Genomic DNA, 10,940 nt, shown 5'->3' on the forward strand with positions numbered 1-10,940 from the left:
CAAACTCCATGACAGTCGCATGTCCCTGTTTACGCACTTCTTTGCAGGCTCACATAAAGCACAAGACCCACGCCGCTCATATGTGCTTTCTGACCAATTTGCGTATAAGCAAATGTTGCAACAGGCCCGGTGAATACAGCGGTGAACAGCAGAACGCGGAGTGCAATCCCCGCAGGGATACGGAAACGGGACATCATAATTGTCTGTCTCCGCCGACATGCTTGAGGTGCATCGCTGTAATGGGGGCAACGACTGGCTGATCACGGTAAACATCGTATTTGCGATCGACGAAAAGGCCAGCAATGATCGCAATCCCCACGATCATGAGACAGACTATTGTAACGCGCCACAGCAGCATGGTTCCCCCGACTATCGAATTGTTCGTTCTACGGGTTTGAGTTTACAGGTCTCACCTGAACTACTCCTGAGAGCTGCATTCATCCGGCGTTCAAAAATATTGATGTTTCATTAACTTGATCGCTTCGCACTTGTGCCAAGCTATACGGCGCTTATGTTAGCTCGCATCGGAAATACGGACAAAGCCAAGAAAGCGGGAGAAAGATACCCATGGCTGAGCAGACCAAACCTATCGAGCTTTACTATTGGCCTACACCGAATGGCTTCAAGATCAGCATCATGCTGGAGGAACTCGGCGTTCCCTATGAAGTGAAATACGTGAATATCGGCAAAGGCGATCAGTTCCAGCCGGACTTTCTCAAAATAGCGCCGAATAACCGTATGCCAGCTATTGTCGATCCCGAAGGCCCGGGCGGCGAGCCGATCTCGGTGTTTGAATCCGGTGCCATCCTGCAATATCTCGGCCGCAAGTTCGGCAAGTTCTATCCGACAGATGAACGCAAACGCGTGGCCGTCGATGAATGGCTGATGTGGCAGATGGGTGGCCTTGGGCCCATGTCGGGACAGGCTGGCCACTTCCGCGTTTATGCGCCGGAAAAGGTGCAATATGGCATTGATCGCTATACCAATGAGGTCAACCGCCTTTATGGCGTGCTGAACCGCCAGCTTGAAGGCAAGGACTATATCGCAGGCGAATATTCCATTGCTGACATGGCAAGCATTGGCTGGATCAATGCTTATAAGAATTATGATCAGAAGCTGGAAGACTTTCCGAACCTCAAGCGCTGGCATGAAACAATGAACGCACGTCCTGCGGTGCAGCGTGGTCTTGTGGTTGGCAAGGAAGAACGAGAAAAGTCTAATCTTGCTACTGACAAGGAAGCGCAGAAAATTCTGTTCGGCCAGAAGGCTCGCTAAGTAAAAAGGCGGCTGAAAAGCCGCCTTTTTTTATTCGCTTATTGACGTGTGAGGCTTTCGCTCTTGCAGATTAGTCCGCCCATAACGCAGCCTGAAAGCGAGAGGGTATTTCCCTTAACGCTGGCCTTGCCGGTATAGGTCTTACCTTCATCGAGCTTGTTGACTTCACCCTTGTAGCTCCCGTCTTTACCGGACATCGAGCCAATTGATTTGCCTTTGTATTCGCCGGTCTGCACCGTGCCGCAATATTTGCCGCCGCCACATGCCGCGTAGCTGATGATCGTGCCGTTCGGGCGCTTCCATGTGCCGACAATGGCTTCTTCGGCGAACGCCGGAGCGGACAAACCTGCAGTCAATGCAACAGCTGCTGTCATTCCCATAATAAATTTGCGGATCATGCATTCCTCCCAAAATGCCACAAGACTCCCAGCCTTGCAGAATACTTACGCAAACGTAAACGTAATCCAGTTTTTGCCTGAGCGGAAGAGGGATAATTTGCGTGTTCGCATTCGCTGGCGGCGACATCTTAAACGAAGCCAATCTGCACCATGGTTATCATCTGGTTTCCAAGCGGGGAGGGAGAAAACATAGTCATTTCGGAAAAACGCTGTAATTCGGACGGCTTGGATGTTTAACGAATTCCCAAATTTACTCCTTGTTGGGATTTCGTTGTCCCCTTGTTAAGCATCTGGTTTAACGCGCATTTCAGTCCTGTCACTTATCTTGAAGATCATGAACGGAACGACAGATCCGACAGTTCCAGGACGGTGAAAGCCAGTCTCGGAAACAAAGAGCGGACGGTTCTCGGGATTTAACAGGGACAAAGAAAAATGACACAGTTTCAAAACGTTACGCAGCACAACAAAGCAGGTTCCCAGGATCGCATTCTACTGGAGATGGGTTTGAAATACGCTATCGGTCGTGACTGTGAAATAGATGTCGTTGAAGCGCATAAGTGGCTCAATATTGCTGCCATTCGTGGCAATCAGAAAGCCGAGCGTATGCGCAATCAGGTCGCTGCGACTATGAGTAAAACGGAACTCGCTGCCGCTCTTCGTGGTGCACGCGAGTGGATGACAGCGCACTAAAATTGCTTGACGCACTGACAAAAAGCCGCCTCATCAGGCGGCTTTTTGTTAGCTTATGCCGAGATAGCGCCCCGGCTTGTGGTTGATCGCAATGATGACGTTCATTGCTATCGCCCCCACCAGCGAAAACAACATGTTTTCCAGAGGAATGAAAAACAGCGATCCAAGCATGATGAGAACGTCAAGTCCAAGCTGAAACCAGCCAGCGCGAATCCCGTAGGCGTCCTGCAAATAAAGGGCGAGGATGTTGACGCCTCCAACACCGGAGCGGTGACGGAATAGTGCCAATACGCCCATTCCCATCAAGGTGCCGCCCATGAGTGCTGCAAAGAGTGGGTTAATTGAACTGAAATCAACACACAGAGGTATGATTTTTGCGAAGAGCGACATGAGCGCGACTGCGATGAATGTCCTGATCGTGAACGGCCAGCCCATTCGCTTTGCTGCGAAATAATAGAATGGCAGATTGATCAGGAAATAGAGCAGGCCAAATCCAATGCCGGTAGCATACTGGATCAAAAGGGCGATGCCTGCAGTGCTGCCCGTCATCAGTGTTGCATGACTGTAAAGCGTAATACCCAATGCAATGAACGAGGTTCCAATCAGCATGGCGATCGCGTCTTCATAAAGACGGTGACGATCAAAACCCATTGCGCTGGTCACATCGGCAAGCGGGGAGGCGCTATCTGCGATATCAGCCACGTTTAACTCCAGAGCTGCGAAAACCGGAAATCCGGACAAGATTACCCAAACGGCCCGAACTAACGTTCCGCTATCCGAGTGCATGTAAATTCGCGCTGTACTGATGGGCTATCGCGCCACGCGCCAGCGTCAAGTCTTGGGAGACATTGCAAATATAGCATTCAGAGAACTTGCCCGCACTGCTAGCAATATTGTTATTTTAGGTGGGACTTTATTGATTTAACGCAATTCCTAAGCATCAATTTTTTAGGAATATTTCGTGCTCCGCTTTAGCGAGAAAACGCTTCACATCACGCGGATTGCGCAAATGGTATTTTTGCAGGTGAAGAGGAGCCTGTTCCAGGAAAGAAAGCGCTTGAATACGGCCATTTTTTCGATAATTCGCGACAAATTTGAGAAACTCCCAGTCAAAACGTTCTTTGCAGCCTTCAGCCATGTCCGGGCGCGATTGGCCATAGTGGCGAAGCATTCTTCGGATGATTCGCCAGAGGCGCCGCGGTGTTGATATATCGAGAAATATGAGCATTTCGGCGCGTGATGCGCGGTGCGCCATCGTTTTGCTATGATTGCCTTCGAATATCCATTCATCGCGATCAGCAACCTTGTTCGTAAGACGGCTGATCTCGTCACCCGGACGCATGACCCAGTTGGCTTTCCAGTAAATAGTGTCGATGTGAATTATAGGTAAGCCACTGATTTTCCCGAGCCTGCTTGCAAGGGTAGACTTTCCCGAGCCAGCACCGCCAATGATCATGATCTTTTGTGCCACTTGGATGCTCCTGAATTTTAACTCTATTTCAATAAATACAAGACAAGAGCTTGGAACTACTATATATTTACTTTGTGTCATTCAAATTTACGTAACTTCTAAAGAATGACAGTTAGAAATTTTGTGTTGCAGGCGGTGGTAATATTGAGCAAATGATTGACAGTCAACTTGCCTGGCATCAAGCTAGACGGCGGATGTGAAACTTTAAAAGGTATAGAGACCGGCAAAGCAGACTGGGTGTTTTAGATTATCGCGACAAGCGATCCACGAATGAGCCAAATGCATTTCCTGCCAAACTGCGAAGCGGTTTTGCCTAAGGATAATGCGTAGAGACAGAACGGTTGTGACGTTTCAATCTTAACGGAGCCGTTCTAGAGCAACGAATTCAATAGTCCGTATCCGACAGGGAGCGACGAGATGTCTATTCGTACCATCACAGCCTTGGCTGGCACCGCAATCATTCTGGGCGCATCTGCCTTTGTTTTTTCATCGCCGGCAAGTGCGCTGACGATGAAGGAATGTAGTGCAAAGTATCAGGCGGCCAAAGATGCCGGCACGCTGGGTGATGTTAAGTGGAATGATTTCCGCAAGGCACAATGCGGTAACGATGCCGCAGCCGCTCCGGCTGCTGCACCCGCAGCGCCAGCAACAAACGCGGCTGCACCAGCTAAAGTAGCGCCAGCTAAAAACGCAGCTGCGCCTGCAACGGATACTGCGGCCAAGAGCCTTACAATGAAACAGTGCAGCACCAAGTATCAGGCAGCCAAAGATGCTGGTACCGATGGTGGCGCTAAGTGGAACGATTTCCGTAAATCGGAATGTGGTCCGGGCGCTGATCCCGTTGCGCTGACTACCGATGGCAATGCAGAACCTGCAGCGCCAACCACTGCTGCACCGAGTGGAGTGAAGTTCCCGACCGCAGTTTCGTCGAAGTTCTCGAGCGAATCTCCGGGTAAGGCCCGCATGCATACCTGCCTTGAGCAGTATCATGCCGCCAAGGATGCAAATGCGTTGGGCGGTCTGAAGTGGGTTCAGAAGGGTGGCGGTTACTATAGCCTCTGCAACGCACGCCTAAAGGGTAACTCGTAAAACGTACTGTTGCGAATACATTTCGTATCTGAGACGGCTTATAAGTCGGCTTGAACTTACACCGTTTTAGAGAGAAGGGGCCTTGCAGATATGCAGGGTCCCTTTTTCTTTTTAGAGAATTTCCAGCAAAAATACGAAGCGGTTTTGCGTGAAGTAAATGCGATAAAACAAATGCTTAGAGCGTTTCACCTGATTCAAACAAAGTAGGAAGCGCTCTAAGGGAATTATGCAGTGGTATTCCTACGAAGTGAGACGGTTTCAGGTTCTCTTGAACCAGCTGCTGACACCAATCACGAGCCAGCCCAAAATCATCAGGCTTCCACCTGTGGGGGCTGCCATTGGAAATAGCCTGTTGCCAGTCACATCCCGCATGAATAAGTCGCCGCAGAACAACATCAATCCAACAACCAGCAACGCGCCACCAATATTCGCAATGCGGCTGTTCGGAACGATGAGCGACAACACGAGAAGGGCGGGGGTATGGCCGAGAAGCAGCGGTGCTATCGCGCCTAAATGGTTCTCGCCCCCGTGAGCGGCACCCGCATAAGCGGCTATCGCTAAAGCTCCGCAAAGGCCGGCAAGTGTGCCAAACAAAATGTTGCGGGGCTGGGTATTGTGTTGATCAGACATTCTTTTCTCCGCGATTAGAGCGCCTCCAGTTAAGATGGAATCGTGAAGTCGATCTATCTCTTTGTTTTTACGTATTATTCTACGGAAATCCGCTTCACGGTTTAGCCAGAATGACTCTCGGCGACATTCAAGGCTTTTCGGGCGTCCGCAAGTGCTTCGGGCAGTGCTGCTTCAAACATATCCATCTGCTCATCGACACCAACGCTCACGCGGATACAGCGATCCAGCACCGGTGCGCCGGGTTTACGGACAAAAATATCACGCGCAATCAGACCATTGAGAATGGCAGTTGCGAAAGCTCCATCGTGCCTGCAATCAATGGTGACGAAGTTTGTCGCTGAGGGAATTGGTTTCAACCCATGGCGCGTTGCAACTGTTGCGATTCGATCGCGTCCAGCATGGATTTTACAGACTACATCACGCAAATAATTCTGGTCTTTCAACGCCGCGATTGCTGCTGCTTGCGCAATCCGGTTGACGGCAAAATGATCGCGAACCTTGTCGAAAGACTTGATCGCGTCGGCGCAGCCCAGCACATAGCCAACGCGAATCCCTGCAAGTCCATAGGCCTTTGAGAAAGTGCGCATGCGCAGAATGTTCGGGCGATCCAGTTCAAAGGCTGGGAAGGCAGAAGCGGGGCCAGTCTCGCAATAGGCCTCATCGAGAATCAGCATCGTGGTTTCTGGAATGCGTTCAATAAACGCCTGAATATCTGACCCCTCATGCCAAGTCCCCATGGGATTATCTGGATTAGCGATGTAAAGCAGTGCCGGATTTTCCTCTCGCGCCTTTTCGATCAACGCGTCCAGATCGGGTTTATCCTGACGATATGGGACGGTCAGTAAGATTCCGCCGAAACCCGCGACGTGATAGTTGAAGGTCGGATAACCGCCAAGCGAATTGATGACCTTGTCGCCCTGCTGGACATACTGCCTCACCACAAGACCCAGCAATGCATCGACACCAGCCCCTGGCATGACATTCTCAGCTTTTACATTGTGATGAGCCGCAATTGCATGACGCAGCGCATAGTTTTCCGGATCACCATACTTCCATACTTCGGAAGCCTCTTGTCGCATGGCTTCTATGACGGATGGAGCAGGCCCGAAACTGCTTTCATTGGCACCGATACGAGCTGAAAAAGGTTTGCCGCGCTGAAGTTCAAGCGTTTCCGGTCCAACAAAAGGGACAGTGGAGGGGAGGCTTTCAACAAGCGGCGTGAGACGAGGCGATAGCATAGTGTTTCCGGTCAACTTGGTCTGATGGGACCGAGAAGCAGAATGTTAGCGGCGATGCGATCTCACCGATTGGTTCAGTGCCTCGGCACCCGATAAAGGATCAGACAGGCATAGCAACTTGTGACAATCCTTGCCACATCGCTTATTCGAAAATCATGATTATGTGCGTCGCCGGTTTCGTCGGTAGCAAATGCGAAAGCTGCTCACCGACATCAGTCTCAAAGATCAGATCATTTCTTGACTAAGTTGAATCATTAGAACTGCTCCAGTTCCTCGTCCTGTCCATGGATATTCCATCCTGTGCAGGAGTTAGAGCGTCCCGCAAATTCGGTGCGATTCCCGTTCTTATATCGATGATACATGAACATACAGCTCAGGTGCTTTGCTATTTGATTTCACGCATGTCTCGCGAAATCATGTCTTTGGGGAAATTGCCTAGCGAATCTCCAGCACTTTGACGCAGGAATCGAGATCATGCGTGGCAAGGTGGGCGTAACGCATTGTCATCTGCAAGGTTTGGTGGCCGAGCCACATCTGCACACGGCGTATATCTATGCCGCCACGAACGAGACGTGACGCACATGTATGGCGCAGAATATGCGGGACGACCTGATCATCAGTGCCAAGGCCGACTTCAATTTTCGCATCATTCCAAATCTGACGGAATCGTACCTGATTGAGCATAGAGAAGGGGCCTTTCAGCCGCTCATGCGCTATTTCGGTCGATTTTCGTGCGCGTTTAGTCAGTGGAACCGTTCGACTGCGGTTTGATTTGGTTAGCCAGAACGTAACACGATGCTCCTGGATGTCGTTCCAGGTGAGGCCGATAGCTTCACCAAGACGGCAGCCACTGTCGACGAGAAAAATGGATAGACGATAACTATCTTCGCAACGCGATCTAACGGCGGCAAACAGGCGTTTCTCTTCGTCATATTCGAGAAAACGGATGCGCCCCGCACGCTCTTTCTGTCGGACAAACTCCGGCAGGCTGTAAACGTCCCCCATTTTGTGCGCCTTTCGCAGCAGCTTGCTCAGCGCAGCCATCTTTCTGTTGATGGTTGCATTGCTGTTGCCACGTTCACGAAGCGAACCAATGACGGAGTCGAGCATTTCCTGATCGAAACCTGAAAAGCGAATGCCTTTCAAAATTTCGTCGATCTCACCAAGGAACGATTTCACATTATACTTGTGTGAGCCGTCATCCCAAAGGATGTTGATATACTTGCCCGCTAATTCGGCCAAAGAAAACTGCTCTACGAGCCGATGCTTCGGGCTTTTTACGGACGTATATTCAAGGTTGTAGTCGATAATCGGCGAATATCCTTCGCCTCTATCGATCCTCGTGCCCCCAACGACGATCATAGCATGTCCCCCATTTTTTTATGGGATGCATGCATAAAGAAATAATTCATCGAGTACAAGATAAGTGAGCTAACTTTATGTGGAGACATGTTTTGATCCTTTTAGAACCCGTCGCCCCCCATTTGTTCGTCCCCGCAACTCCCTCAATTCAAGTTCTGTCGAGATCCCCATCTCGAAAGAACCAATATTCACGCTTTCGTGAACGCCTCCCCAAATGACTGACGCCAACGGTTTCCCGTTGGCGTCCGATGCTTAAGCGCAGTTCTGATTAGAACGAACGCTGGAAGCGGATCATGCCGCCGAACGCATCTTTGTTTTCGATAACGCCAGCCTGACGGAGTGGGTGATCGCTATCCCAGCGGGTGTAGTTGATTTCTGGCGTGATAGTGAAACCAGGTACCAGCTGATAAGCTACGTTTGCTGCGATTGCGGTCTTGCCCCAATCTTCGTAAGCGCCCTGAAGGTTGAAGGTTGCCTTGTCGGTAGCCTTGAACTTCGCGCCGCCCCAGACAGCCCAATCGCCGCCCCAGTTACCGTACATGCCGATGTCGTCTTCATAAGAAGAGTAGCCGCCCTGTACCCAGACCGAGAACTGTTCAGTGACGTTTACGTCCAAGCGAACCTTGCCGGCCCACTCTTCGAGCAGCGAGTCGTACGCTACTACGCCAGCGATCGAACCCCAGCCCTGAGCGAACTTCAGGCCGCCAACGACGTGTGGCATGTAGTCGTCAATTACGTTCGATTCAGAGAGATCGCCGTCATTGTCGAAGTCACCATGATCGATGTAGCTGCCGCCACCCTGTTCAAGCGACAGGATTGCCGAGAAGCCGTTGCCGCCAGTGAAGGTATAGCTGATCAGGTTGGTGCGGTAGACGCCAGCANCCGTAGAAGCTGTCGATTGCACGAACGCCGTACCAGCTGTTTGCATCAGCTGCATTGCGGTAACCAGTGATTTCGTAGGTGTCGTCGTTCGACTTGTAGCCGCCCTGTACCCAAACGGAGAACTGGTCAGTTACGTTTACGTCCAAACGAACCTTACCGGCCCATTCTTCGTTAACTGCGTCGTATGCACCAACAGCTGCGATCGAACCCCAGCCCTGAGCATACTTCAGACCACCAACAACATGTGGTGTGTAGTCGTCGATAACGCCATTGTAATCAATGTCTGTATCGTTGCCCTGTTCAACAGCGATAACAGCCGAGAACGTTGATGACATCGCCGAGGTAACCAGTGAAGGTTACGAAGTTCGACTCATCAAGACCGAGGCGAAGGCCACCGAGCTGGATGTATGCATAACGCAGCGAGCCGGATGCACCTTCTTCGCCGTTGTTCCAGTCGTAACGGGTTTCAGCGAAGGTCTTGAGGGTGCCGAGTTCGGTTTCCGAAGCAGTCGAGAAACGGAGTGTGAAACGCGAACGCTGAGCATAGGTGTCACGGCTGACGCCTGCACGGGTACGTGCATAAACGTCGTCACCACCGCCTACATCGTAACGAACATAGCCTGATACGCGCAGGCAGGTTTCGGTACCTNATCAGGTTGGTGCGGTAGACGCCAGCAGCAACCACGTCATCGTTGATGATGTCGCCGAGGTAGCCCGTGAAGGTGTGGAACGCTGATTCATCGAGACCGAGACGGAGGCCGCCGAGCTGAATGTAAGCGAAGTTCAGCGTGTGATCGCCCTGATTGCCGTCGGTAAAGTTGAAACGGTTTTCAGTGTAGGTCTTGAGCGTACCGAGTTCAGTTTCGGTAGCGGTCGACGTGCGAAGCGTGAAACGAGTGTTCTTGCTCCAGGTCTTAGCGTCGTGGCTGCTGTAAGGATCACGGCCAGCAGCTGCGTCGTAACGAACATAACCATGGATGCGCAGGCAGGTTTCGGTGATGTTCATTTCTGACCTCCAGTCAAGAATCGACAGTGGCCGTAAAAATATAGCAAATACAGATACTTGATTATAAGTCCGATCTTAAATCGGAAAATGACAAGAAATGCGTCGGCCGCAAGACAAAGCTTCTGACCGCCGTTGGGTGGCCAAAATTTACGTCTTATAGAGAAGAAACACTGCTTGGAGGGTCAACTGTCATCAGTTTGATGGTGGCGGAGAGGATGGGATTCGAACCCACGAGACCCTTATGAGGTCTACTCCCTTAGCAGGGGAGCGCCTTCGACCACTCGGCCACCTCTCCGGTAAAGGCGAGATAGCCGGTACGCTTCATCATTTCAAGCGATTTGCGCAGCTTACGGTAAAATTCCCAGCATAATTTCACCTTTTATATATAGACGCGTGTGAATAAGCCGGAATTGCTGGCCTTTGCCGTCATCTGAAACAATGCCGCATGTCCGCTGGTCAGGCAGAGATTCGGGTAGTTTTGCACAGCATCCAGCTTTATCGCTCTTACTAAGACCGCCGATCGCCACATTTGGGTCGGCGTCAGACGGATTCGGGCATCAGTCTGTGCGAAAGACTCAAAAAATACGTGTTTTCAATCGTTAAGACCGGTTAACCAGCGTTTACAAACATTAATAATGTCTAAAATCCTCGCCTCAAAGGGGGCGATTTCGTGTCATTTCTGCAACAACCGTCCCTCATAGAGGCTCTACAACGGCTGAGAGCGATATTCGATGTTGAAACGAAAAAGTTGGCGAGTATCTTCACATCCAGAAGAAGGAGCGCTTCGGGGCGACTTTTTCATCAGGGGATGGGGACAGGTTGTCCTTCAGCCAAATCAGAATGCCCAGACCCATTTTTAACTTTGACTGGAGGTCAGAAATGAACATCAAGAGCCTTCT

Annotated in this window: 13 protein-coding genes, 1 tRNA gene and 2 pseudogenes; 4 read left to right on the forward strand and 12 right to left on the reverse strand. The window is 50.8% G+C overall.

What is annotated here, in order from left to right:
* Positions 1 to 29: 29 nt before the first annotated feature.
* Positions 30 to 197, reverse strand: a complete 168-nt coding sequence (locus tag CEV33_RS24025; RefSeq protein ID WP_167388168.1) for a hypothetical protein — start codon at positions 195 to 197, stop codon at positions 30 to 32.
* The gene (locus CEV33_RS24030) at positions 194 to 358 is read right to left on the reverse strand and encodes a hypothetical protein (protein ID WP_167388175.1); all 165 of its coding nucleotides are present in this window, start codon (positions 356 to 358) and stop codon (positions 194 to 196) included. Before CEV33_RS24030 ends, CEV33_RS24025 begins: the two co-directional genes overlap by 4 nt.
* Before the next feature lie 209 nt (positions 359 to 567).
* On the opposite strand from CEV33_RS24030, the gene CEV33_RS17795 reads away from it, so the two are divergent.
* Positions 568 to 1,275: a glutathione binding-like protein gene (locus CEV33_RS17795; RefSeq protein WP_094541709.1), complete on the forward strand. Its 708-nt coding sequence runs from the start codon at positions 568 to 570 to the stop codon at positions 1,273 to 1,275.
* 38 nt (positions 1,276 to 1,313) lie between these two features.
* Here CEV33_RS17795 and CEV33_RS17800 read toward each other — a convergent pair whose 3' ends face one another.
* Positions 1,314 to 1,673 carry a DUF2147 domain-containing protein gene (locus CEV33_RS17800; protein ID WP_094541710.1) on the reverse strand — a complete coding sequence of 120 codons (360 nt, stop codon included), beginning with the start codon at positions 1,671 to 1,673 and terminating at the stop codon, positions 1,314 to 1,316.
* Positions 1,674 to 2,105: 432 nt separating this feature from the next.
* Here CEV33_RS17800 and CEV33_RS17805 point away from each other — a divergent pair, with 432 nt between their 5' ends.
* Positions 2,106 to 2,363 (forward strand): sel1 repeat family protein, encoded by a 258-nt coding sequence (locus CEV33_RS17805; RefSeq protein ID WP_094541711.1) that lies wholly within the window; start codon positions 2,106 to 2,108, stop codon positions 2,361 to 2,363.
* Between the two features lie 48 nt (positions 2,364 to 2,411).
* Here the strand turns inward: CEV33_RS17805 and CEV33_RS17810 are convergent, their stop codons facing one another.
* Positions 2,412 to 3,065: a YitT family protein gene (locus tag CEV33_RS17810; protein WP_094541712.1), complete on the reverse strand. Its 654-nt coding sequence runs from the start codon at positions 3,063 to 3,065 to the stop codon at positions 2,412 to 2,414.
* Between the two features lie 238 nt (positions 3,066 to 3,303).
* Complete coding sequence (locus CEV33_RS17815; RefSeq protein WP_094541713.1) at positions 3,304 to 3,834, reverse strand: P-loop NTPase family protein; 531 nt, start codon at positions 3,832 to 3,834, stop codon at positions 3,304 to 3,306.
* A 417-nt stretch (positions 3,835 to 4,251) separates the two neighbouring features.
* Between CEV33_RS17815 and CEV33_RS17820 the strand changes: the two genes are divergently transcribed.
* Positions 4,252 to 4,923, forward strand: a complete 672-nt coding sequence (locus tag CEV33_RS17820) for an antifreeze protein (protein WP_094541714.1) — start codon at positions 4,252 to 4,254, stop codon at positions 4,921 to 4,923.
* 258 nt (positions 4,924 to 5,181) lie between these two features.
* Here CEV33_RS17820 and CEV33_RS17825 read toward each other — a convergent pair whose 3' ends face one another.
* The 4 genes from CEV33_RS17825 to CEV33_RS24865 form a co-directional block, all read right to left on the reverse strand.
* The gene (locus CEV33_RS17825) at positions 5,182 to 5,553 is read right to left on the reverse strand and encodes a DUF423 domain-containing protein (RefSeq protein ID WP_094541715.1); all 372 of its coding nucleotides are present in this window, start codon (positions 5,551 to 5,553) and stop codon (positions 5,182 to 5,184) included.
* Between the two features lie 101 nt (positions 5,554 to 5,654).
* Entirely contained in the window at positions 5,655 to 6,791 is a 1,137-nt protein-coding gene (locus CEV33_RS17830) for a pyridoxal phosphate-dependent aminotransferase (protein WP_094541716.1), read from the reverse strand.
* Between the two features lie 435 nt (positions 6,792 to 7,226).
* On the reverse strand, positions 7,227 to 8,153 hold the full coding sequence (locus CEV33_RS17835) for a tyrosine-type recombinase/integrase (RefSeq protein WP_094541717.1): 927 nt from the start codon (positions 8,151 to 8,153) through the stop codon (positions 7,227 to 7,229).
* Between the two features lie 268 nt (positions 8,154 to 8,421).
* Complete coding sequence (locus tag CEV33_RS24865; RefSeq protein ID WP_456236563.1) at positions 8,422 to 8,694, reverse strand: porin; 273 nt, start codon at positions 8,692 to 8,694, stop codon at positions 8,422 to 8,424.
* Between CEV33_RS24865 and CEV33_RS24870 the strand changes: the two genes are divergently transcribed.
* The gene (locus tag CEV33_RS24870; RefSeq protein WP_456236564.1) at positions 8,611 to 9,105 is read left to right on the forward strand and encodes a hypothetical protein; all 495 of its coding nucleotides are present in this window, start codon (positions 8,611 to 8,613) and stop codon (positions 9,103 to 9,105) included. The genes CEV33_RS24865 and CEV33_RS24870 overlap by 84 nt on opposite strands.
* Here the strand turns inward: CEV33_RS24870 and CEV33_RS24495 are convergent.
* The 3 genes and pseudogenes from CEV33_RS24495 to CEV33_RS17855 all read right to left on the reverse strand — a co-directional run.
* Positions 9,029 to 9,668 (reverse strand): annotated as a pseudogene (locus CEV33_RS24495) (porin); the annotation flags it as partial. The gene CEV33_RS24870 and the pseudogene CEV33_RS24495 overlap by 77 nt on opposite strands.
* 10 nt (positions 9,669 to 9,678) lie before the next feature.
* Positions 9,679 to 10,032: pseudogene (locus CEV33_RS17850) on the reverse strand (porin); the annotation flags it as partial.
* Between the two features lie 213 nt (positions 10,033 to 10,245).
* A tRNA-Ser gene (locus CEV33_RS17855) sits at positions 10,246 to 10,336 on the reverse strand.
* Positions 10,337 to 10,940 lie beyond the last annotated feature (604 nt).

The sequence above is a fragment of the Brucella grignonensis genome (genome assembly GCF_002252505.1).
In the GTDB taxonomy this organism is placed as follows: Bacteria; Pseudomonadota; Alphaproteobacteria; order Rhizobiales; family Rhizobiaceae; genus Brucella; species Brucella grignonensis.

Excerpts from the sequence above, each read along its gene's own strand:
- CEV33_RS24025 (WP_167388168.1), bottom strand. The coding sequence starts at position 197 with ATGATGTCCCGTTTCCGTATCCCTGCGGGGATTGCACTCCGCGTTCTG.
- CEV33_RS24030 (WP_167388175.1), bottom strand. The coding sequence starts at position 358 with ATGCTGCTGTGGCGCGTTACAATAGTCTGTCTCATGATCGTGGGGATT.
- CEV33_RS17795 (WP_094541709.1), top strand. The coding sequence starts at position 568 with ATGGCTGAGCAGACCAAACCTATCGAGCTTTACTATTGGCCTACACCG.
- CEV33_RS17800 (WP_094541710.1), bottom strand. The coding sequence starts at position 1,673 with ATGATCCGCAAATTTATTATGGGAATGACAGCAGCTGTTGCATTGACT.
- CEV33_RS17805 (WP_094541711.1), top strand. The coding sequence starts at position 2,106 with ATGACACAGTTTCAAAACGTTACGCAGCACAACAAAGCAGGTTCCCAG.
- CEV33_RS17820 (WP_094541714.1), top strand. The coding sequence starts at position 4,252 with ATGTCTATTCGTACCATCACAGCCTTGGCTGGCACCGCAATCATTCTG.
- CEV33_RS17825 (WP_094541715.1), bottom strand. The coding sequence starts at position 5,553 with ATGTCTGATCAACACAATACCCAGCCCCGCAACATTTTGTTTGGCACA.
- CEV33_RS17830 (WP_094541716.1), bottom strand. The coding sequence starts at position 6,791 with ATGCTATCGCCTCGTCTCACGCCGCTTGTTGAAAGCCTCCCCTCCACT.
- CEV33_RS17835 (WP_094541717.1), bottom strand. The coding sequence starts at position 8,153 with ATGATCGTCGTTGGGGGCACGAGGATCGATAGAGGCGAAGGATATTCG.
- CEV33_RS24865 (WP_456236563.1), bottom strand. The coding sequence starts at position 8,694 with ATGTACGGTAACTGGGGCGGCGATTGGGCTGTCTGGGGCGGCGCGAAG.